Annotated in this window: 24 protein-coding genes; 6 read left to right on the top strand and 18 right to left on the bottom strand. The window is 66.6% G+C overall.

The features are described 5' to 3' along the window. Positions 1–286: 286 nt before the first annotated feature. Positions 287–1,186: an acyl-CoA desaturase gene (locus tag KALB_RS26570; protein ID WP_030111168.1), complete on the top strand. Its 900-nt coding sequence runs from the start codon at positions 287–289 to the stop codon at positions 1,184–1,186. Between the two features lie 127 nt (positions 1,187–1,313). Next, positions 1,314–2,336, top strand: coding sequence for a transaldolase (gene tal, locus KALB_RS26575; protein ID WP_338033875.1), 1,023 nt, complete (start codon positions 1,314–1,316; stop codon positions 2,334–2,336). Positions 2,337–2,722: 386 nt separating this feature from the next. On the opposite strand, the gene KALB_RS26580 is transcribed toward tal, so the two are convergent. Then, positions 2,723–3,757, bottom strand: a complete 1,035-nt coding sequence (locus KALB_RS26580) for a fatty acid desaturase family protein (protein WP_025358731.1) — start codon at positions 3,755–3,757, stop codon at positions 2,723–2,725. 327 nt (positions 3,758–4,084) lie between these two features. Between KALB_RS26580 and KALB_RS26585 the strand changes: the two genes are divergently transcribed. Continuing rightward, on the top strand, positions 4,085–5,206 hold the full coding sequence (locus KALB_RS26585) for a glycosyltransferase family 4 protein (protein ID WP_025358732.1): 1,122 nt from the start codon (positions 4,085–4,087) through the stop codon (positions 5,204–5,206). Between the two features lie 45 nt (positions 5,207–5,251). Here the strand turns inward: KALB_RS26585 and KALB_RS26590 are convergent, their stop codons facing one another. From KALB_RS26590 to KALB_RS47775, 5 genes are all read right to left on the bottom strand, one after another. Then, positions 5,252–6,439, bottom strand: a complete 1,188-nt coding sequence (locus KALB_RS26590) for a carboxylate-amine ligase (protein WP_420811836.1) — start codon at positions 6,437–6,439, stop codon at positions 5,252–5,254. Then, positions 6,408–6,782, bottom strand: a complete 375-nt coding sequence (locus KALB_RS50100; RefSeq protein ID WP_338033818.1) for an RGCVC family protein — start codon at positions 6,780–6,782, stop codon at positions 6,408–6,410. The genes KALB_RS26590 and KALB_RS50100 overlap by 32 nt, the downstream gene beginning before the upstream one ends. Next, positions 6,779–6,964: a hypothetical protein gene (locus tag KALB_RS26595; RefSeq protein WP_025358734.1), complete on the bottom strand. Its 186-nt coding sequence runs from the start codon at positions 6,962–6,964 to the stop codon at positions 6,779–6,781. Before KALB_RS26595 ends, KALB_RS50100 begins: the two co-directional genes overlap by 4 nt. 138 nt (positions 6,965–7,102) lie before the next feature. Beyond that, positions 7,103–8,275 (bottom strand): AI-2E family transporter, encoded by a 1,173-nt coding sequence (locus tag KALB_RS26600; protein WP_030109315.1) that lies wholly within the window; start codon positions 8,273–8,275, stop codon positions 7,103–7,105. 195 nt (positions 8,276–8,470) lie between these two features. Beyond that, entirely contained in the window at positions 8,471–8,617 is a 147-nt protein-coding gene (locus KALB_RS47775; RefSeq protein ID WP_158510820.1) for a DUF6307 family protein, read from the bottom strand. A 313-nt stretch (positions 8,618–8,930) separates the two neighbouring features. On the opposite strand from KALB_RS47775, the gene KALB_RS26605 reads away from it, so the two are divergent. Next, on the top strand, positions 8,931–9,428 hold the full coding sequence (locus KALB_RS26605; RefSeq protein ID WP_236650025.1) for a DUF5994 family protein: 498 nt from the start codon (positions 8,931–8,933) through the stop codon (positions 9,426–9,428). 96 nt (positions 9,429–9,524) lie between these two features. Here the strand turns inward: KALB_RS26605 and KALB_RS26610 are convergent, their stop codons facing one another. The 11 genes from KALB_RS26610 to KALB_RS26650 form a co-directional block, all read right to left on the bottom strand. Further along, on the bottom strand, positions 9,525–10,568 hold the full coding sequence (locus tag KALB_RS26610; RefSeq protein ID WP_025357638.1) for an IS630 family transposase: 1,044 nt from the start codon (positions 10,566–10,568) through the stop codon (positions 9,525–9,527). Positions 10,569–10,727: 159 nt separating this feature from the next. After that, positions 10,728–11,099 (bottom strand): hypothetical protein, encoded by a 372-nt coding sequence (locus KALB_RS26615; protein WP_148309663.1) that lies wholly within the window; start codon positions 11,097–11,099, stop codon positions 10,728–10,730. Positions 11,100–11,380: 281 nt separating this feature from the next. Further along, the gene (locus tag KALB_RS46900; protein ID WP_148309664.1) at positions 11,381–11,698 is read right to left on the bottom strand and encodes a hypothetical protein; all 318 of its coding nucleotides are present in this window, start codon (positions 11,696–11,698) and stop codon (positions 11,381–11,383) included. 107 nt (positions 11,699–11,805) lie between these two features. Then, positions 11,806–12,171, bottom strand: a complete 366-nt coding sequence (locus KALB_RS46905) for a hypothetical protein (protein ID WP_148309665.1) — start codon at positions 12,169–12,171, stop codon at positions 11,806–11,808. A 130-nt stretch (positions 12,172–12,301) separates the two neighbouring features. Then, a complete protein-coding gene (locus tag KALB_RS26620; RefSeq protein ID WP_025358738.1) occupies positions 12,302–12,796 on the bottom strand; it encodes a hypothetical protein in 495 nt (164 codons plus the stop codon). Between the two features lie 225 nt (positions 12,797–13,021). Continuing rightward, on the bottom strand, positions 13,022–13,825 hold the full coding sequence (locus tag KALB_RS26625) for a hypothetical protein (protein ID WP_025358739.1): 804 nt from the start codon (positions 13,823–13,825) through the stop codon (positions 13,022–13,024). An 85-nt stretch (positions 13,826–13,910) separates the two neighbouring features. Then, positions 13,911–14,444, bottom strand: a complete 534-nt coding sequence (locus KALB_RS46910) for a hypothetical protein (RefSeq protein WP_236650026.1) — start codon at positions 14,442–14,444, stop codon at positions 13,911–13,913. A gap of 142 nt (positions 14,445–14,586) precedes the next feature. Then, positions 14,587–15,240, bottom strand: a complete 654-nt coding sequence (locus KALB_RS26635) for a NucA/NucB deoxyribonuclease domain-containing protein (protein ID WP_201771814.1) — start codon at positions 15,238–15,240, stop codon at positions 14,587–14,589. A 625-nt stretch (positions 15,241–15,865) separates the two neighbouring features. After that, complete coding sequence (locus KALB_RS26640; RefSeq protein ID WP_081789522.1) at positions 15,866–16,645, bottom strand: transposase; 780 nt, start codon at positions 16,643–16,645, stop codon at positions 15,866–15,868. A gap of 159 nt (positions 16,646–16,804) precedes the next feature. Further along, entirely contained in the window at positions 16,805–17,056 is a 252-nt protein-coding gene (locus KALB_RS26645) for a hypothetical protein (RefSeq protein ID WP_025358742.1), read from the bottom strand. Between the two features lie 24 nt (positions 17,057–17,080). After that, positions 17,081–17,962: a hypothetical protein gene (locus tag KALB_RS26650; RefSeq protein WP_025358743.1), complete on the bottom strand. Its 882-nt coding sequence runs from the start codon at positions 17,960–17,962 to the stop codon at positions 17,081–17,083. 783 nt (positions 17,963–18,745) lie between these two features. Between KALB_RS26650 and KALB_RS26655 the strand changes: the two genes are divergently transcribed. Continuing rightward, entirely contained in the window at positions 18,746–19,303 is a 558-nt protein-coding gene (locus KALB_RS26655; protein ID WP_025358744.1) for an RNA polymerase sigma factor, read from the top strand. Further along, a complete protein-coding gene (locus KALB_RS26660; RefSeq protein WP_025358745.1) occupies positions 19,300–20,292 on the top strand; it encodes a hypothetical protein in 993 nt (330 codons plus the stop codon). Before KALB_RS26655 ends, KALB_RS26660 begins: the two co-directional genes overlap by 4 nt. A 66-nt stretch (positions 20,293–20,358) precedes the next feature. Here KALB_RS26660 and KALB_RS26665 read toward each other — a convergent pair whose 3' ends face one another. Beyond that, entirely contained in the window at positions 20,359–20,853 is a 495-nt protein-coding gene (locus tag KALB_RS26665; RefSeq protein WP_030110869.1) for a hypothetical protein, read from the bottom strand. Positions 20,854–22,271 lie beyond the last annotated feature (1,418 nt).

Below are 22,271 nucleotides of genomic sequence, written 5' to 3' on the forward strand. Positions count from 1 at the left end.
ATGCGTCACCTCCGCCACATCGACAACTCAGGATCGGTCCTGGTGCAGCGGGTCCGGACCCACGCCAAGATGGTCAACACACGACGTCGTTCGTGGCTCACTGTACGGGACCGGGCGGAAGCCGACGGTCGGGACATGTGTGGGTTGGCCGGCGCGTTCCGGGGTAGCCTCGTGGTGAGAGTTCGCAGCGATCGCCCTGGACCCGGCGGCCGTAACACCGCCAGGCCCAGGAGGTTTGTTCGTGACCGCTTCTGTTCGTGTACCTCGCGTCGCCGAGCCGGAACCGATGTTCGCCGGCGAACAGTCCACCGCCAGGATCGCACTGGTCGTCGTGTTCACGGCCGTGCCGATGCTGGCCCTGGCCGCCGCCGTTCCCGCCGCGTGGGGCTGGGGCCTGAGCTGGCTCGACATCGGGCTTGCCGTGGTCTTCTACTGCCTGACCTGTTTGGGTGTGACCATCGGGTTCCACCGCTACCTGACCCACGGCGCGTTCAGGGCCAACCGCGCACTGCGGATCGCGCTGGCCGCCGCCGGAAGTGCGGCCATGCAAGGCCCCGTCGTCGCCTGGGTCGCCGACCACCGACGCCACCACGCCTTCGCCGACCGGGACGGTGATCCGCATTCGCCATGGCGGTACGGCAGTTCCGCCACCGCCCTGGTGCGAGGGTTCTGGCACGCGCACATGGGGTGGCTGTTCGAGCGAGACCTGACCAACGCCGTCCGGTTCGCCCCGGATCTGTTGGCAGATCGCGACATTCGGCGCGTGGATCGGCTGTTCCCCATGCTCACCGCGGGTACGTTGCTCGCCCCCGCTCTCGTCGGCGGTCTGGCCACCATGAGTTGGTGGGGCGCGCTGACCGCGTTCTTCTGGGCCGGTCTCGTGCGTGTCGCTGTGCTGCACCACGTCACCTGGTCGGTGAACTCGATCTGCCACCTGATCGGCGACCGGCCGTTCACCGCACGCGACCGATCGGCCAACTTCTGGCCGCTGGCCATCGCCTCCATGGGCGAGTCATGGCACAACTCTCACCACGCGGACCCGACCTGCGCGCGTCACGGCGTGCGCCGGGGACAGATCGACATCTCCGCTCGCATCATCTGGATATTCGAGAAGTGCGGCTGGGCGACCAAAGTCCGCTGGCCGGCGGCACGGCGCGTCGCCCGCAACCTGCGCAACACCCGATGAACGCCCGGTCGACCCCCAGAGGCTCCGTGAACACCAAACGGCTGCGCTCGCCGCTCGCCGACCTGTCCGCGGCCGGTGTTCAGTCTGGCTCGACGACCTGTCCCGTGAGCTGCTCGCGGGCGGTGCCCTGGAGACGCTCATCACCAACCGGCACGTCGTCGGCGTCACCACGAACCCCACCATCTTCGCGTCCGCTCTGTCCAAAGGAGACAGATACGACGAGCAGTTGCGTGCGCTTGCGCAAGCTGGCACCGAACTCGACAATGCCGTTTGCGCCATCACCACGATGGTTGTCCGCGCCGGCTGTGAGGTGCTGCGGCCGGTTCACGACCGCACCGACGGCGTCGACGGCAAGGTGTCGATCGAGATCGATCCTCGTCTGGCCAGGGACACCGACGCCACCGTCTACCAGACGCACGCGCTGTGGAACGAGGTCGGCCAGCCGAACCTGATGGTGAGGATTCCCGCCACCGTGGAGGGACTGCCGGCCATCACGGCGGCGATCGCCCGGGGCATCAGCGTCAACGTCACCCTGATCTTCGCATTGGACCGTTACCGTCAGGTGGTCAACGCCTTCGCCACCGGCCTGGAGCAGGCGTGGCGTGCCGGCCGCGACCTGTCGGACATCCACTCGGTCGCGTCGTTCTTCGTCTCCCGGGTCGACACCGAGGTGGACCGCAGGCTCGACGCGATCGGCGGCGAGGAGGCCATCGCTCTCAAGGGCAGGGCCGCGGTGGCCAATGCCCGCCTGGCACACCAGATCCACGAAGGGTTCGTCGCGGGCCCACGCTGGCAACGCCTCGCCGCGGACGGCGCGCATCCGCAACGACCGCTGTGGGCGTCCACCGGGGTCAAGGACCCGACCTATCCGGACACCATGTACGTCACGGAACTCGTCGCACCCGGAACCGTGAACACCATGCCTGGTGGCACGCTGTCCGCGTTCGCCGACCACGGCCTCGTCAAGGGCGACACCGTGCACGGCGGCTACGAAGCCGCAAGGGAGCACCTCGACTCGTTGCGGCACGTCGGCGTCAACTACGCGGACGTCACCGAAACCCTGGAACGCGAGGGCATGGCCACGTTCGAGTCGAGCTGGGACGAGTTCGGCCGCACGGTGGCCCGGCAACTGGAGGCCGGCCCGAGCTGACCCGGGGCGCGGCCGTCCCGGTCGGCCGAACCGGACCTCGTAGCCGCTCTCGTATCGGTTCTCCCGGCTCGGTCGACCCGCACACTACGCCGCGTGTCGACCCCGGGAGTTCGCCCTCGCCTCGACTCCGACCCGACGGGAGCGCTGCCACGATGATTGTCCCTTGTGGACCGAATACTCCGGGCGGTCTTCTCCCGCCGGCTGGTCGTCGCCGGGAGGCGCGAGAAATCGCACCGGCGCGCAGCACGGCGCATGGGCGGTGGATCCGGGTGTCGCGTCCGTCCAGCGGCGCACGGGCTCGTCCAGGGCCGGATGGCTGAACCGGATGGCATCGACTGGTCTGCGGCCGTCTCGCGTCGGCACGACTGTGGAGGTCTGAGTGATGATCATTGTCCTTTCGTCCGGCGCAGTGGCGCGCCGATGGCGTGCAGGTGACTGAGCACCTGTCGGTAGGAGTCCAGGGCGCCGGTCTGGCGGTAGGCGATGCCGTTGTTCGCACAGAACCGCTGCACCAGGGGTTGGGCGTGGCGCAGGTTCGCCCTCGGCATGTTGGGGAACAGGTGGTGCTCGATCTGGTAGTTCAGGCCGCCCAACAGGAAGTCGACGACCCGGCCACCACGAACATTGCGTGAGGTCAGCACCTGCTTGCGCAGGAAGTCCAGCCGCTGACCGGCCGGCACGGTGGGCATGCCCTTGTGGTTGGGAGCGAAGGAACATCCCATGTAGACGCCCCACAGGCCCTGGTGCACCGCGATGAACACCAGCGCGTGCACCGGCGGCAGCACCCAGAACACCGCCGCCAGGTAGCCGGCGGCATGCGCCGCGAGCAGCGCCGCCTCCAGCGGGACCGCCTTGACCTCACGCCGCCAGACAGCCTTGACACCCGACACGTGCAGGCCCAGTCCCTCCAATGTCAGCAGCGGGAAGAACAGCACGGCCTGGTGCCTGGCCAGCCAGCGGGCCAGGCCGCGCTTGGCGGTAGCCTGCACGCCAGTGAAAGCCAGCACCGAAATCCGAATGTCCGGGTCCTCGTCCTCGTGGTTGGGATTGGCGTGGTGGCGGTTGTGCTTGCCCAGCCACCAGCCGTAGCTCATGCCGACCAGACCGGCGTGCAGGTAACCGACGACGTCGTTGCCCCGCCTGCCGGTGAAGATCTGCTTGTGGCCGGCGTCATGGCCGATGAACGCGAGCTGCGTGTATGCCAGAGCCAGGACGATCGCGGTGACGAGTTGCCACCAGGACGAGCCCAGCACGGCGAAGGCCGTCCAGCCCGCGGCCAGCAGCACCGCGTTGACCGCGAACTTGACGAGATAGCTGCGGAGCCGGCGGTCGAGCAGGCCGTGTCGCCTGATCACGCGGGACAACTCGGCGAAGTCGGTGCCGCGTCGCGTGGCAGCCGGTCCTCGGTCGATCGAGGTCATATGTTTCCGATGCTCGAGCCGGGGACGGCCGACGCGGCCGCATGCCGTCGTCGGTACAACGCCCCGCGATCCGGAAAAGTTCCGACGCGACGGCGGTGCGTGGCCGGCGAGGCGGTCACCGACGTCACGTGCTACGTTGACGTCGAGTGTCGTCGCTCGCCATCACATTGTCGCGGATTCCCGCCGGCATCTGGTTCTGAGCGTCTCATCAGCCGATCGGGTCGCCACACCCACGCGACCCCGTTCGTCCATTGTGGATTGTATTGGCCGCACTGCGGCTCGCCCACTCGATCTTTGATGCCAAACGACGAAAGACGGTGCGGCACCTTGATATCCTTTGTCTGGTCACCCGGAAACCCGCTGCCCGCCGGCACCGGCGGCTCGGAGAACTACACCGTCGGACAGGTCCGAGAACTGACCAGGCGCGGCATCCCGGCGCAGGTGGTCACGGTCGGCCTCGGCGCCCGCGACGGCCGGGACGGCTTCGCCGACGTCCCGTTCCGGTCTCTGTCGCGACTGGCCGATGTCGGCGATCTGGACGGCACGGTCGTGTTCGTCAACGAACCGCACACGGTGCCCACCAGACGTCCGGCGTTCCTGATCCTGCACAACCCGCCGCCCATCCGCGCCCGCCACCGGGCGTTCGCCACCGAGGGAACCAGAACACGGGCGCTCATCGCCACCAGCCGGTACGCCGCCGCGCTGTGGTCGCAGTATCTGGACGTGGACGTCGCGACGATCAACGTGGTGCATCCGTTCGCCGAACCGTGTTTTGCCGCCCAGTCCCGGCCGGCCATTCGGGTCGGCACGACCCGCGTGCTGTTCGCCGGCAGGCTGAGCCCGGAGAAGGGCGTCTACACCTTGCTGGAGACGCTGCACATCGACATCATCGAGCAGGACAGGCGTATCGCGTTCACCGCGACGACCGCGGGCGCGGACAAGCCGCAGGGAAAGATCATCGAAGGGTTGCTCCGCGGGCACCCCGGCATCACCGTGGTGCCCAGCCGCACGACACCGGCGGCGATGGCCGCGCTGATGGCCGACCACGACATCGTGGTGATGCCGTCGAACAGCCAGTACTGGCACGAGACCTTCGGCATCGTCTCGATCGAGGCCCAGCACTCGGGCTGCCGGGTGATCGCCTCGCACGACGGCGGTCTGCCCGAGACCGACTGCGGCGGCCTGGCGCTCGTCGCACCGGACGATGCCGAGGCACTTGCCTGGGGCATCCGGCAAGCCGTCGACCTCGGGCCGCTCCCGGTCACGGTCCGGCAGCGGGCGGGCACGAGATTCACCGTCGCGCAGTCCGTGGACACGCTGCTGGCGGTGTTCGCCACGCCCCAGCCCACGCCGCCCGCTGTGGTCGTCCGCCAGCTTGAAGAACTGATCGCGGCGCCGTCGACGGCTCCCGCGCGCCCCGCCCGGATGCCGGGAAAGACGACGGCGTAGGCCACCGGGCTGCGCCGCGCCCGCGACGGTCGGCACAGCCCGGCATCACCGGTCGTTGCCGTCGACGGTGAGCTCCGGCGCTCGGCTCGCCGCGGTCGCGGCGGCGAGTGCCACGACGAACTCCCCCGCCGTCGCCGAGGCGGCGCGCATCTGCCGCTGCCGGTCCGCCCCGCTGCCGCCGAGCACCAGACCGGAGGCCAGCCGTTCGACTTCCTCCGTGTCACCGGTGATGTCCAGCCCGGGCCGCAGGTGTTCGAGCAAATCCTGGAACAGCTGCCGCTGCGCCACGACCTCGCCGGAGCGGACATCGATGCCGGGGCCACCCAGGCCGTGTCGGGCGGCGGCGGACAACGCGGCCGCGATCCTCGCCGTGGGCACGGCCGGCGCCGACCGCCCCTCGCGGAATTCCTCGACCGCGATCGCCACCAACGCCCGGACCAGTCCGGCGAGCAGCACGGCATCGTCCACCGACAGGCCGACGTCGGCGACCCGCACCTCCACCGTCGGGTACCGCGGCGACAGTCGGGCGTGCCAGTACACGCCGCGTGGATCCGCGGCTGCGCCCTTGTCCACGAGATGGCGCACCGCCGCGTCGTAGTGGGTGGTGTCCGCCCAGATCTCCGGTGGTCGTGCGGTCGGCCACCGCGACCACACCGGGTGGCGCCAACTGGCCCAGCCGGTGTCCCGTCCCAGCGCGAACGGCGAGTTGGCGCTGACCGCGAGCAGTTGCGGCAACCACGGTCGTATCCGCGACAGCACCTGCACGCCGAGTTCCCGTGACGGCATACCGACGTGCACGTGGCACCCACACGTCCCGGGGGACGACAACAGTGTCGGGAACCGGTCGACGAGTTCCCGATAGCGCGGCAGGTCGGCGACCGCGGAGAGTGCGGGCGGGGCGTCGAACGGCGGCACGCCGACGGCCACGACCAGGCAGCCGACTTGGTCGGCCGCGCCCACGAGCAGGCGGCGCAGCCGATCCAGCTCCGCGCGGACCTCGCCGAGCCCGGCACAGACCGGGGTGGCCGTCTCGACCTGGTACCGCAGGAACTCCGGAGTGACGGCCGGCTCGTCCGTGAGCAGCCGCACCATCTCCGGTGCACCGGAGATGGCACTTCCGGTCACGGCGTCCACCAGGAGGAACTCCTCCTCGACACCGATGGTGCACCACGATCCGGTCGACCTCGGCGCCACGGCCGGCCTATCGGGCGGATTCGCCCGTGACACAAACACATCCGCGTTCGAACTTCCCAGCCGCAGTCGCAACGCAGTACCTCACGCCGATCTCGTCATGCGTGTCCGGTGGATGTGGACACACGGGACAGGCGGTTGGTGCGGACGTCGTGTCGGCCGATGTGCGCAGGGATTCCGCCAAGACCTGCCTCCAGTTTCCGTCGGCCGGCCGCGTCAAAAGTCTGAAGTGGACGGATTCGGTCACCACGCCGTTGTCCTCAGGCCGTCGCAGTCGCGGCGCTCCTCCGACAGGGGTTTCTGGCGATCGCCGCCTACCCGGACATCGGACGCAACGCGGCGCGCGTGCCCCGGGAGGACGCGGCCCAGCAATCCGGACGCTCACCGCGAACGCACCGCAGTGGCCCGGATCCAGTTGGACCGGACACCAAGAGGAGTGGTCGACGGCGGTGGCTCCGCCGCCAACTCGCGCGGCCTCGGCCACCAGCCGCCGTCGACCGAATCGGACTTCAGCGGCCCGACGGTGACCCGGTTCTGGATCTTGCGGACGATCGGGCCCGACCTCATGTCGGTCTCCCTGTCCCCGGCCGCGGCACGACCGACATGGACGTTCCCCGGGGACGGCGTCGGCCTGACCGTCGACACGCGAGATGCTCCCGGTACCGACAACACTACACCTGCTCGTGTGACACCGACCGGTTCCGGTCACGCGCGGTCGAGGCGTGGATACAGAACCTCGTTGGCCAGCAACAAGGCCGCCGCAGCGACGGGGATCGCGACAAGGGCGCCGACCACGCCGAGCAGCGCCCCGCCCAACAGCACCGCCACCACGGTGACCAGCGCGGGCACCTTGACCGCGCTGCCGATGATCTTCGGGACCAGCAGGTAGTCCTCGGCGAACCGGTAGAGCAGCACGAAGCCGATCGTCGCCAGGCACACCGGCACGGACACGGTCAGCGCGACCAGACTCACCAGGACGCCGCCGATGACCGAACCGACCACCGGGATCAGGTCCAGCACGGCGACGGCGATCGCGAGCAGCACCGCGTAGGGCACGCCGAAGACCAACGACCAGGCCAGGATGAGCACCCCGGCGATGACCGAGATCAGCAGGTTGCCCAACACGTAGCCGCCGACCTTCACACAGATCTCGTCCCCGATCAGGATCGCCCGCGGCCGTCGCGAGTTCGGCACCAGCCGGTAGAGCGCGGTCCGGATCCGGGGCAGGTCGGCGACGAAGTAGACGGTCAGCACCACCAGGATGCCGAGATTGGCCAGCGCCCCGAACACCGCGACACCGGCGTTGAGCAGACTGGCACCGCCGCTGAGCGAGTTCTCGATCGCCTGCTGGAGGTGCAGCCGGTCGTTGATCTGACCGAGCCAGGAATTGTGGTCCTGGGCCTGGCGCAGATAGTCGGGGACCCTCGCGACCAGTTGGGTCGCCTGCGTGACGACCACCGGGATCGCGGCGGTGAGGAAGCCGCCGACCACGCCGAACGCCACCACGAACACGGTGGTCACCGCGAGCCAGCGGGGTACGCGTCGGGACACCAGCCAGGACACCAGCCAGGACACCAGCGGCTCCAGGCCGATCGCGATGAACAGCGCCAGTCCGAGGAGGATCAACACCTCCCGTAGACCCGTCACCACCAGCACCAGACCGTAGGTGACGGCGACACCAGCGGCGGCGGCCATCCCGATCAGGAACGGCGACCTGTGGTCGAATCGCTCGCCAATCGCCCCCAGCGGCCGGTCGGACTCGCTGATCTGGGCCGCCTCGGCTTCAGCGTCGGCCACCGGGCCCTCGTGCTCATCGTCGTGCGGCTGGCCGATCAGGTCGTGATGACCATCGGCGGAATCCGGGGATGATGCCGGCATCTCATGGTCTCGGTTCTCTGCACGCGGCACAGTCCGAGCGCCGCTCCCGGGTACTGGGTTGCTCCGCGACGGCTGTCCCAAACCCCGGCGTCCTTGCCGCCAGTCGACGACGCGGGGGCGGGTGTCAGTGGCCACCGTGTCGCACTGCGGTGACACCGGCAGCACCCAGCACCAGCGTGAGCTCGAGCCCGTGCGCTATCGCACGTCCTCCTTGATGTGATCGAGTGCGTCGAGGACCTTGGCGGCCAGTTCGGCGAGCGTCTTTCCCTTGCCGGCATGGATCTTCTCTGTTTCCAGAACGTGCTCCACGGTGGTTCGCCGTTGGTCGTACGTCTGACTCATGAGACTTCCTCTGGACTGCTCTCACGCCCTCGGATCCTGGCCTCGGTGACTCGCTGGCCGGACTGTTCGATGTCGATACGGCGTCGAACTTGATGGTACGCCGGTCACGCCCGGTCGTGGACGTGAACCTGGGGTGGACAGGCGGCGTAACGTAGAGGGTGCTGAGAGCACATCGCGCGTCGGCAGTCACGCCGGCGCCGTCCTCAGCGGATCACAGAACGGTCGCGACGCGATCGGGTTGAGGAGCACCGGCATGACGTCGGGCCCGCATGTTCACGCCAGCCCCGCTTCAGTCGGGCAGCGACAGCTCAGGTTGAGACTCAAGCCTCAAGGGCCGACGACCGGATACGTCGACGGCGGCTGGTGGCCTCGGTCCCGGGATCTGGCCACGGAGCTGCCCGCCCTGGCCGCGGTGCTGGCCGTACGGCTGGGAGTGGTGCATCGGGTGGTGTTCGCGATGGCCGCCTGGGGCACGACCCCGCGTCGTGTCGAGATCGATGGCTGGCGCGTCCGGTTGGAGGGATTCCACTTCCAGGACAAGGATGTCGTGCACGTCATCGGGCTGGACGGGCGGCGCGTCAGCCTGCTGGTGGTCCCTCCGGAGGCCGGGGACACGGCCGGGCACGACGCGATGATGGCCGCCGGGCAACGCGACAACGCCGACAGCCCGGCGACGATCCTGGCCGTGTCCGGGGTCTCGGCCGGCGAACCGATACCAGTCCCTCGCATGGCTTCCGACGGTGCGGAGGAACGTTGGGAGGTCGACGGCGGTCGCGTACACGAACACGAGTGGCCGTCCGCTCGATCCTGATCCCTCCCGGCTGCCCGTGTTCCCCGGCCTGGCGGGCCCGTTCGGCGTCGCCGCACCGTGGGGTGCTCCCATATTGAGCCGAAACTGTTTGGTTGCCTACATGATCGCGTAGCGGACGTGGCGTGCCTGGAAGTAGCCACGGACGAGGTGTGGCTGGCGCTGGCGGCGGTGCAGGAAGCGGCGCGTGTCCCGGGCGAGCCGCTCCACAGTGCGAGCACGACCGGCAGGCATGTTGCGTTTGAGGTCGGCGTTGAGCAGCTCGTCGGGGTTCAACTCGGGGCTGTAGCCGGGCATCAGGTGCAACTCGATCCGGTCGGTGTTGGCTTCCAGCCAGGTACGCACCACCCTGCTGCGGTGGACCGGGTGCCGGTCGGCGATCACGTACACCTTCCGCCCGGCCTGCCGGGCCAGCCGGGCCAGGAACGCGGTGAACACCGGCGCGGTGAACCGGCCGGTGAACACGGTGAACCACAACGCACCCCGGGACGCGACTGCGGACATGACGTTGACCCGCAGCCGTTTCCCGGTCACCCGCACCACCGGCGTGTGTCCCTTGGGCGCCCACGACCGCCCCGGCGGGGCCGCATCCGAGCGCAACCCGCACTGGTCAACCCAGGCCACCACCGCGCCCTCGGCCTTGGCTCGCGACGCGATCGCCGGATACTCGGTGTCCAGCCAGGCCCGCACCGCGGCCGGTTGCTGCTCGTAGGCGCGCCGGGCCGGGCGCTGCGGGGTGAACCCGTGACGACGCAACCACAGCCCCACGCCCTGCTCGGTCATCACCACCCCGGTGACCAACCGGATCAACTCGACCACCGCCGCCCGGGTCCACAACGGGCCACCGATCAGCAACTCCTCGGGCGTGTAGTCGGCCATCGCCATGAATAGCGTGCCCCGCTCGGCGGCAGTGATCAGCTCGGCCGGTCCAGGGCGGCGCACCCGCCGCACCGCCAGCGCCTCACGGCCACCATCCCGATACGCCCGCCACCACGCGCCCACCGACCGCTCGGCCACCCTGAACACCTCGGCCGCCTGCCGATAGCCGGTGACGGTGCCGGACTCCAACGCGGCCACTACCCGCAACCGCAGCACCTCCCGCTCAGCGGGCGACAGACGACGCGCGTCCTCGACCTCGATCACAAGTGAGCAACATACAGGCAAACGATCACTTTCGACTCAATAACTCGGTGTCCACTACCCAGGGTGAACCTCACACCACTGATTGTCCGCTGGGACGTTGTCCTGTGCTCTACAACGCGATGCTGTTGAGACAACCCTGTCCATGATCATCTAGGAAGGTCATCCACTGGGAGCCTCGATACCGGTCCCTTGGTGGGGATCGACGAACGCCGAGTCCGACAAGATGACTTCCAAGTCTTCCCGAAAGACAGCGACCGCGACGCGTTCGTCGTCGTAGAACCGTTCCCAGAACCCGTCGTCGAGCCAGCGGGCCGGGGCGAACTCGATCACGCCTGTGCCGCGCACCCTGGCCGACCAGTTCGGGGGAATGCGAGTGGAGGTCGTCTCGAACATCTCGGCATCGAACCAGCCTGGGTCAGGACGCGCCTCGTCAACGACTTGCAGCATGGCTCGTCGGTTCGAGTCCATCATCAGGGAGATCACGACGTACTCGGCACCGATCCTGATCCACGGGCTGTCCTCCAGGGCCACCCCATCAACCACGCGGGCTGCCCGCACACAGCGAACCCTCATCACCGACCTCCCACAAGCTTGATCTTGTCGTCGTGGCTAACCTCGCGCCCGTGACCTGGTTCCGGTATAAGCACACTCGGAAGAAAGCAAATGTGAGTGCCCCTCACCATAGTGAGTATCTTGTGACAGGTCAGTGTGCTTGCGAGCATGAGGAAGGCGTAGAAGTGGTTGGCCCTGCGCCCGCAACGCACGCCCGGGCGGCGGTAGCCGAACAGCCAGCCAGGGCACCACTCGACAACTCAACGATGTCTGCCGGGTTTCTCGCTGGACTCCACGTCCTTCCTAACGACGCGCACACCGATGCCGCAGCCATGGATCCAGTCCCGCAGTTCTGCCTGGTCGTAAGCATTGACCGGGTGAAGCTTGCCCGGCGTGCGTCGGCGTAGCCCGCAGTGGGACCGAATCACGGGAACGGCCATGACCAGTGGCGTGAGCGCGACCGCGCCAGTGGTGTCGACAAGGAGAGACCCCACCAACAGCGGCAGATCGACAGGAGCGATCAGGACGTAGCCCTTCGAGCCGAACCTGCCCGGGCCAACCAGGGTGGGCCCGGGCATGACTCACCCGTTTGCCTCTGACCGACGCGCCGCCCAGGACCTTCCGAGACCATTCGGCCAGGCCTGCCGCTGAGGTCGAGACCTCTTCATTCGAGCGGCACGTCACCTCAACAATCTGCCTCAGCCAGGACCTTCAAGAGCCTTCCCTGGTCAGTTTCAACAATTCTAAGTATATTCTCCACAATGACCCGCCATTTTGTAAAGACATGCGAGTATAGCATCCATAGACCTTGCCGAATTTCACCAATAGCAGAATCGGACTGACCTCGGACGATCTGGAGAACGAGTTCTAGTACACACTTGTTCACATGCTCAGGAAGCGATGACCCGAGGGCGGTTATCAAAACGGCGGCTAGTGCGGGTGTCACTCGAGACGAAGATTTCTGTCGCAGAAGCGCGCTCTCCAACTCCCAGAAGTTGAGCAGGGCATCATCTTCAGCGGAGGCATCCACCAGCCCCTGCAGTGCGCGCACAACATCCTCTCCCCCGCCGTCACCGACATCAGATAGGGCACAAGTACGCAACTGTATCTCGGCCTCGACAACCCTCATCACAACACTACCCTCACATTTGCGAGTGCCATCTAGAACCAGCGGAACAGATTCACTTCTTCACTTTACCCCTGCGCTCAACATGATGAAATAACCTCCCCTTGTCTACCTCGACAACCTCAAGTATATCTCTAGCCGCCACCGAAAAGTGGCCATAAAGTTCGGAGTAGAGCACAGAAATTCCCAGGCGAGCCTGTTCGCGGCAGGCGGCGCCCAGTTCCGGATTCCCTCGCTCGATAGCTTCCTCATCCGACTCACCCGACACGAGCTGGAAGAGGAGCTCGAGGATCATCCTCCGTGCCGAAGGAGACAACTCGCCAACCAGCGAAGCAAGCAACACTGAAACTACCGCAGGTGCAGCTTCGAATAGCTGACCCTGCACCACCACAACGTTCTCAAGACCCCAGTAGAACTCCTCAACGGCGCTCTCGCTATCGGCGGCGATCAGACCGAACAGGTTCAGAGGAACCTGTTCGGACCGGTCTCCCATTACCGGCATTGAGTCCCAGTCGTACCGTTCAATCTCGATCGCAGCAAGAGACTTCACTCACTTACTCCAAGCTCCACCGGTATCAAAGAGAACATCTGGTTAAATTGCCCTTGCCCGTATCGCGCCGGGCACCGCACGCAGATAGGAATTTCAACCTAATGCCCTCCATGCCACCCGGAAGCCTCAGGCATGTGCGCGAAGGCGCACCGGACATCCCCGAAGGCGCCCGCGGGGCCGCCGGTGAATCCGGCAACGCCACCCCTGAAACGCGCCTCGGGCGGATTAGGCTGCGCGAGGTGCTCGTGCCCGAAGCAGCAGGGAAACTCCAGAACTCAGCAGCAGTACTATTCCAGGCCCCAACGCCGCCAGATTCGACAGCACGGGAACCGCGCTGGGCGCCTGGTCCACCGTCAGGAATCCCAGCCTGGTGTCACCGCTGCTGACAATGTGGTGTGCCGTCCATGCCGTGAGGGCCATGAGTGTGATGGAGGCCGTCGCCGCGACAATCGCACGCTCGTACCAAGCCAACGCGGCGGCCCCGACCGCAACAAGCAACACCAGTACAGAGACCGTGAATTGCGATACCAGGAATGTTGCTACCGCGAACGCCAACGTCAGCGTCGCACCCACACCCCAGGCCGGGCGACCGAGATGATGATACCGGAGGAACAGGACACCTGCGGCAACAAGAAGAACAACCGAGGTCGAAATTGCCAGCCTGACACCCTCGCGCCCATTTCGGACCATGTCCGCCAGGAGTGTAAGCAATGCGCCGCCAACTACGGCCACCACGGCAGCCCTTATAGCGACCGCACCCGGGTGCCATCCCTGCCGGTTCAATCGTCGATACCACCAGATCGTCGCGACTATCAGGATAGCGGCCACGATAGCGCTCGACAGAATCCAGGCCAAGCTGCTGTTGGGGGTAACCTCACCCCAGGGAGATTCGAACCTATTGTCCTGGACTGTGAACGGTTTGCCGGCAGGCAGGGCGGCGTCCTCAACCGTCTCCATGATGTACCTGTACGGCAGAAGCAGGACACCGGCGAGGAACAAGGGGAACCAGTAGGAGTGCCGGTCGCTCATTGCTCGCCTCCGCTGTGAACGGCGTTGTCACCCATGCCGCGTGCGCGCATGGGCAGTGTAGCGTGCCGATCTTGACGCGGACCCGTCAGTCACTGTCGTCGTCCGCTATGGGCGACCGGTGCCATAGTTGGAGGAGGTACCTCTCGATCGCGTCACCGTTCGCCGAGGTGGGCGGCGCGGCGGACGAAGTGCCCTGCCAGTTCGCCAGCGCGTCGTTCCTGGCTTGATCGGCTTGTTCCCTTCCTGCATGTCGAACACGGATAGCGTAAACCCCAGATCCATCTGGAAGCGCGACGGTGAATCCGTAGGTTGTGGGATCTCCAAGGCGGAGTTCTCCACTCGGACAGGTCAGCTCATAGTCAATTCCGCGACTCCACTCGAAATCGCAGTCACCGGGCTCGGGCTCGCCTGGCAGGGTCTCGATGGTGACGGAGACATCGAATAGATCTTGGGCGCACGCTACGTACACCTCATAATCGGTGCACGCGCTGGCGTTCCGGTTGGCCTCGCGGACGGCCTCCGATCTGCCGACCCCCGCATCGCATTCGACGTCACGCAACGTGAAAATCCGATAGTCAGGCTTGAACGTGAATACCTGCCTCGGGTTCTGCGTCACCATTGAACCTCAGCTCGCAAGTTGATCGGCCACAGGCTTACCCCTACACCCTTCTAGCATACTCGAACACCGACCTAGATCCGCATTCGGCGATGCGGTTGCGTGCGGGGGCCCGGGAAGGTGCGTCCCGGACCCCGCATGCGGCCTATGGGACAACACTTACCGTGAACGCTTCGTTATCGAGAACCCGATTGGTGCCGTAGAAGACACCGAGTTGAGTTCCGGCCTCACTATTGTCTTCCTTGTTGATCGGGCGTGCGGAGCCGTTCCAGGCCTGCGGATTACCGTTGGTCGAGGTATAGGAGCCTTCTCGTGTCGTTTTGTAGGGGTATTCGTCGCAGTCCAGACCTCCGGCGGCGTAGTCAGGACCCCACACGTCTTTGCAGATTCCTACGGAGGCGTCGTGGTTCCTGTTCCGCTCGCCGACGTCCATGAGCCGGTGGAGGGGGTTGCTCAGGCTTGCGCCTGGTACCGACTTGCCAATGACGCTGGGGAAGGTCCGTTCGGGATGATGCAGCGCGTCGTCCACGTTCCTGGCCTCCTGGTCTGTCCCGTGACCGGTGAGGTGGATCTCCAGGTTCGGAGTCAGGTCTGTGAAGACGGTTCCCTCACATTTCCCACCCAGGCGTTGTCCGACCGAATCGAACCTAACCCGGTTGATCGCGGTAACGTCCTCATTTTCGGGGATGGTTTTCCCGTCGCGGTACTCGGCCACGAAGCCGATCTTTCCGGTGAAGTATGCGAGCAGGTCGGGGCCGTCGCCGGCATCGTTGGGCGAGGTCACCGTGATGGTGTCCATACGCGGCTGTGGTACCAGTCCTCGATGGTGCTGGACCGCGCGAGGGTGCCACTGCATGAAATGTTGGGTTGACCATCGCATCCGTTGAATCCGATGGTCAGAAACGCGATGTCGGAGAAGAGCTGTTTCGACTGTTTGGCGTTCTCGACGCTGACCACATAGTCGACTCGGCGGCTTCCGTCATAGGCGAACGCGAGTATCCATTCCTCCCACTGAATACTGTACCATGTACTCGTGGTTTGAGTTGAAGAGGTTGACCACCTTGGTGAAGTGGTAGCACTGTTCGAATCGGTTTCTTGCCCATCCCTGCTGCCTGTCGGCAAGCGCGTTGTGGGCTTGGCAGTCCTGACGAAGGTTGTTCTCGTCTGCTGGGCCGGCGACGGATGACGGTTCGTGTGCATGCGTGCCGTGGGCCGCGGCGGGCGGCGCGAGAACAGCGAGCGCGCATGTCGCGGCGAGTAGCATCGTCCATGCTCTACCGGGCATTGCTGATCCTCGATATCAGTGGTCCAGAGTCGCTGTGGGCAGAGTTCTCGTGGTGTGGTCGTCCTAAAGGTTGTCCCGTATTGATCAAGAGTGTTGGCGGGCATGGGTGACAGCGGCCTTGTCTGCTGTCGGGGGCCGCTCAGGCCGTCATGGACAGATTGCGCATCTGCGCGATGCCTCGGGTGGCGTGCCAGACACCGTCGCGTTTGCGGCGGCAGTTGCGCAGGATGTTCCAGGACTTCATGTGTGCCAGGGCGTGCTCTACCCGTGCGCGGACGCTCTTGTGGACGGTGTTGAGGTCTTCTTTCCATTGCGGCAGCGGTGGTTGTCCCTTGCGGGGCTGGCGGTAGGGCATGATCACCCCTGGGTTGCCCTGGTAGCCGCCGTCCGCCAGCACGTTCGCGCCCCGGCACTGCTCATCGACGCCGGAGTCGGTGTAGGCGCGGCAGTCGTTGCGGTTGCCCGGCGTGGGTTCGCCGACCGCGACCACCAGGCGGGTATTGGCGTCGATGACGACCTGCATGGTCACCGAATAGCGGTAGTTCTTCGACGAGGCGGACATGCCGCGGTCGTGGGTGGGCACCAGCGTGCCGTCCACGATCAGCACGGTGTCCGGGCCGTGCTCGCGGGTCACCGGCGCGAGCGCCAGCAGCGGCGCCAGGTGATCCACCACGCGGTTCGCGGCCGACTTCGAGATCCCGAACAACAGCGCGACCTGCCGAAACGTTAGATTCGTCCGGTAGTACACCGCCACCAGCAACACCCGATCCGCCAGCGACAAGCCCCACCGCCGGCCGGTGCCGGTCTGCTCACCACCCCGACGGGCCACGATCCGCACGAGCTTGCGAAACACCCGCACCGACACGCCCGTGAACACCGGCACCCACTCCGGCCGGTCCGCACTGATCACCTGCTCCACATCAAGATCATCGATCTTGCCGAGACGGCGTTACGGGACAACCTTTAGCTCACCGAGTTGGGGCCTGTGTTCGCCGTCGCCGGGGCGGCCTGCGCTGTCCGCAGTAGGTGAGGCGGAGTGCGGCGTTGACGAAGACCCGCGGGAGGCTGGAGGCCGCGGTCAGGGATGGGTGGCGCAGGTGTCGCCCAGGCAGGCGTGCACCACCTGGTGGTGTGAGCGATCGAAGACGATCACGGCACCACGGTGGTGCCGGCGGGAATCGGTGGGTTCGCGTACCTCGCCCTGCACTGTCACGGTGATGGTGGACGCGTCGGACGAGGGCGTGCCTGCCGCCGCGGTGTCTGCCTGGTCGCCTGGTTGCGGGGGCTGGTCGTCGTAGACGGCGGTGAGGTTGGCCGGGGTGTCGGTCAAATGGAGGAAGTGGGTGGCGGCGATTCAGGCCTGGTCGACTGTCATCGGTGCGGTTCGCGTAACGGGCTCCCTCGCGTGAAGCGCGTCAAGGCCGTCGCTGTTGCACGCTTTGCGTTGCTGGAGGCAGCGTGACAGGCCAGGAACGGTGGTCAGGCACTGGTCCGGGGCGGTGTGCATGCACTGGCTGAGCTGGGCCTGGTCCACACCGTTGAAGTAGCCGCGTGTCGCTACCGGGCTGGGCGCGCCAGTCGTCGTGGTGGTCGGTGCCGTGCGGGGCGAGAGGCGTGGTGGTGTGACCACGTCCTTGCTGACGTCCCAGGAGATCACGGTGCGTGCGGGGCTGACGTTGGCGCCGGTGGTGAAGCGGAAGCAGTATTTCGGGTCCGCGCCTGGGGAGCAGTTTCCTTCCGGTGCCCTGATGGTGAGGTCCTTGATGCTGAACCGTTGGAAGGTGTTGTTGCCGTCGAGGTACTGGATCCTGTTCTGTGTCTGCGGGAAGCTCACGTTCGCGAGCTCCCCGTCGAGTGTCCAGCCTGTGCTGACGTGGTGGGCGGTCGGCGTGTCTCCTGCCTGGGTGGTGCCGATCATGTTGAAGTCGTAGAAGACGTCCCACGTGGTGCAACCGGTGCAGTGGGGCATGCCCATGAAGCTGTGGAGGCGGTCGTCCGGCTTGAACAGCACGTCGCCAATCGGGTTGTAGCGTGAAGTCGGTCCGTAGTCCCAGAAGTAGGGCTGGTAGACGAGCGCGCCCTGGTCGGTGAAGCTGGCACCCATGCCGAGTTCGAATGATGTCGACAGGTTGTTGCTGGTGAACATCCGCGTGCCGTTGTATGCCGTGGAGTTCAACGGCGCTGTCGAGGCGTAGGTGATGGCGGGGTATCTGAAGGTCGTGAAGGTGCCATACACGTTGGCGTTGGTGTCGGCGCAGAGCGTGGCGACTGCGGAATTCGTTCCCGCGTCGCACAGTCCGCCACCCTACGCGAAGGCGGGGGGCGCCTCCGAATGAGATGATCGCACTTGTCAACGCGACGGTCGTCACGGCAGAGCACAGCGAAGTTAATCGTCTCAGCACGCTTCCCCCATACTGTTTGCACAGTTCGTCGAAAATGCGACAAACCCGACCGGGGCTAACGCGGGCCACAGAAAGTGAGCAATGCTCCAACTGGGTGGTGACAGGTCCTGCAGGCAACCGCTCAAGGTGGGCAGTCTGAGTCGATAGCCAGTGGCGTCGGAAGATAGGTCGCGCGCAGCCATCAGCCGCGGCACTGCGGATGGTGGTCCGCGGCAGTCCTGCGAAGTGACAGCCCCCCGGTCGCGTATCGACCTCGCTTCAGGCGCGGGCGTCGCCCGCAGTTCACGTGGCCTGCTCACTGCGATCGAAGAGTGCGGTTCACCGGGCGATAGCCGGGGCTGTGGCAGCAGCTCACAGAGCACTACGGCTGGGGCCCGGCCTGTCCGCTCGTGAGCTGGGACTACATCGGCGTCGGCACCACGCTGGCCGCCCTGACCGCAGCGGGAACACCCGGGGTCACCGGCGCCGGGCACGACCGTCCGCACCCCCCGTGGTTGCACCGCTCTCCCCTCGCCAAGCCGACTCGGAAAATTGTCCAGGGGTGGCTGTAAGGATGGGCCCTGCTGGCGACATTGCTCAGTAACACCACCTCGAGGGAGTTCGGAGGTCACCGGCACATGGGGGTCGACCAGGAGCGGTTCACCCAGCTCTACCGGGCGCTGCACCCGCGGGTTCTCGCCTACGCGCTCAACAGCTGCTCCCCCGCGGCCGCACGCGAGGCCGTGGACGAGGCGTTCTTGGTGGCCTGGCGCAAGCGTGCCGAGCTGCCCGTGGATGCCGAGTTGCCCTGGCTGCTGGTCACCACCCGCCACCTCATCGCCAACCAGCGGCGCCGCAGCGACCGGCAACTCCTGCTCGCCGACGACCTCGCCCGCATGACCGGCACGGGCCGCGCGGTCGGTCCCGAGGCAGGGGTGGTGGAGCGGATCACGGTGCTCACCGCGCTGGCGGAGCTGCCCGAGCGGGACCGGGAAGCGCTGATGCTGACCGTGTGGCACCAGCTGAGCGCACGAGAGGCGGCGCGCGTCGCCGGGTGCTCCACGGCCACGTTCGCGGTCCGGCTGCACCGGGCGCGGCGTCGGTTCACTGAGGCGTTGGCACGTGGTGAGGAACTGCCTGATGAGGATGGTCTCGGGACTGCGACAGTCACGTTCGAAGGGAAGGTCGCCCAGTGAAGCAGCGGATCGAGCGCGCGATGCAGCGGCTGGCGGCGCAGTCGCCCACGACCGCGGACGGGGCGACCCCGCCCTGGGAGGCGGCGGACATTGCCCAGGACTCGGGTGAGAATCAACGGGTCACGAAGGGGTTGAGTCGTCGGCGTGTGCTGGTCGGTGCGGGGTTGGCCGTGGTGGCGGTGGGCGGTGCCGGGCTGCTGGCCACCCAGGTGATCGGGACGTCGACCGCGGTGGCGGCTACCCCGCCCCTACTCGCCTTCCAGCCTGTCGCGCAGCAGACCGACGCACGGAGCCTGCTCGGCGACCTGTCAGTCCGCGCGGCCGGTCAGCCCGCACCGCCTGGCCGGGGACCGGTCTTCTACTCCCAGAGCCGGTCCTGGTCGTTCACGGCTGTGCAGGGCACCGGTGGTGAGGACCTGGGATCCCTGCTGGCCGAGCGCCTCTCGGAGGTCTGGGTCCGGCCCGATGGCACCGGTCGCGGTGTGAGCAGGGAACAGAACCTTCCGCCCGGGGCCACGCCGATGACTGACGACCGGCCGTTCGACAAGACCCCGTGGCCGGACACACTGACCGATCACGGTGGGCTGGTGGACTGGTTCACCCGTGCCGGGCAGCAGCACGATGCGGCGTGGTTCCTCACCGAGGCGGTGCACACCTGGCCCGTGTGGCTGAACAAGCCAGCGGTGACGTCCGCGTTCCTCGAGGTCCTGTCCACCCGACCGGGACTCGCGGTCGAGGGACGGACCACCGACCGCGCCGGTCGTCCGGCGATCGCGGTCTCCGCAGTATTGACCGACTCCGGCAGTTTCCCCACGCAACGGGCCTATCTCCTGATTGACCCGGAGACCGGCGTATTGCGTGCGGTGGAATACGTGGCGTTGAGCGTGGACACCGCGCAGCTGCACACGACCGTGCGGACACCAGCCACGGTGCGCTATCACCTGTGGTTGGCCTCGGCATTTGTCGCGGATACCAGCAGCCGTCCATGACAGCGGTGTGTGGCGGTCTCGTGCGGTGGACCGCCACACACTATCGCCGAGGTGCGAGCGGACGGATCAGCTGTGCGCGTGGATCAGACCGACGTTGTCGTTGTAGCCCTGCAAATTCCCAGCGTAGTACGGGTCGATCCGGAAGTCCTGGGCGTAGACCAAGGCCTTGTCGGTCAGTCGTGCGGTGTGGCAGTTGTTGTCGCCGACAAGGGAGGACAGATTGTCCCTCCAGAAGGAGTCGGTCGGGATCCGGTAGCCGGCCGCGTCGCAGGGCCCGTCCTTGCCGTCGATCCAGTCCGACCGGTGCCCGTTGGTCGTACCGGTGGCGGGGTTGTAGTCGTTGAAGTTGCCGTCCACGTACCAGATCATGATGCGGACGCGGCCCGCGGGCGAGGCTGAGGCAGACGTGCCCGCACGCCGTGCCTGCTGCGCGTCGAGTTTGGCTGAGGCCGCTTCCGGCGAGATGTCCGAGCACGCCTTGTCGACCAGCGGCGAGGGCTTGCCCGCCTCGGACTTGCCGTACAGCCAGACACAGTGGTCGCCATCGCGCCGGGTGTCCACCGGCGTCGGCACTGTGGAGGCGGAGGCGCCATTCGGGTGCTCGGTGGCCGCACTGGAAATCGGCCCCGCCTGAATCAGGGTGGCAGCGGAAATTGCCGCGACAATCATTGCCGCGCGAGACCTGCTGAACACAGAACCCCCATCGTGAGACATGACGCTGATGCGTCTTCGACCAGTCAAGCCGGTTTCCGGTGCGCGCGACAAGCCACTGTTCGGGCTAGTGGATCACCCCCTACTGTTTCAGTGCTTTATTGAGTCAACCGTTAACCCGACACGAGGTGCTCGAATTCTCCGACCGCGCGAGGCCAGCAAATTACGCCAGATACGTTGGCTTTATCACAACCAGGCCCGTAACGTCACTGAACAGGCGTCGATAAACCGTGCGTCACCGCACCTGATCGGGCCGACGGGTCCCTGGACCGTCGTCGAGGTCCTCCACGCGCGGGAGCATGGCCGAAGCGGCCTGCAGCATCGGGCCGCGCACGCAAGCTTTCCTGGCCTGCGCGGTCAGAGCTGGTCAGGTGGCTGCCCGACACCGGTCTCACGGCAGTTGGTCACGGATTCCACGCCAGCCAGTCACGCGATCCTTGGCTGGACCGGCTGGTAGGTGGCCGACAAGCCTGTCGAGGTGGGCTGTGAGGTTCTGGTGTCGGCGAAGGCTCGCCGATCTGCTCGATCGGACGATCACGCCAGTCCGTGCACAGCGCAGCGGCGTGATCGGGGGCGAGGGAGAGCACTGCCAGGGTGCCGGTGGCGAGGGTCTCGGGGAGCCCAGTCCGGGACGTCGCCTGAGCCGAGGTGCTCGATGATCCAGGTGCGGAGTGCGAAGTTGTGGCACCACTGCCAGGCCCGCTCCCCGGGGTCGTCGCTGGGTAGTCGCGCATTGGCGGTCAAGGAGAGCCTGGGCCAGCGTCTGCGGGCCTGCCGTGACTGCTCGGAGTGGTAGGCGTGCGCCTGGGCAACCACCCAGACTCGCTCGAGCCCGGGGCGGCTTGCAAGGGAGGCCACGTGGTGTTCGAACTGGCCGATCGTGCAGGTGCCAAGGTATGGGGCCGACTGGTCGGGGCCGGTGTCGTCGCTCAACGTTCCTCATCGTCCGATAGCACTCAGGCCGGGTTCGACAGCAGTGCTGTGACTGACAGGAGTGCACCTGCGGCCCGACCGGCACGGGCTCCCCCGATCGTGTAGAGAGAAATCTGCGCCGCGACCGGGTTCGGCGCTATCGCTGGCGTCCTCGTGCTGTGGAAGGCACTCTCACTCGTGATTGCCGTACTGCACTGCACGAGGCGACCGCCACCGGCACCGACACGGTGCCGCGCCCCGTGCTGGGCGCACTCACCGCGCGGGTGCGGCCAGTCCACTGCGGACAGGCCCGCTGGCAACACGGGCCTGCTCGCCCGCTCCCGGTGCTGGCGCCT

The sequence above is a fragment of the Kutzneria viridogrisea DSM 43870 genome, from assembly GCF_000525635.1.
GTDB lineage: Bacteria > Actinomycetota > Actinomycetes > Mycobacteriales > Pseudonocardiaceae > Kutzneria > Kutzneria viridogrisea.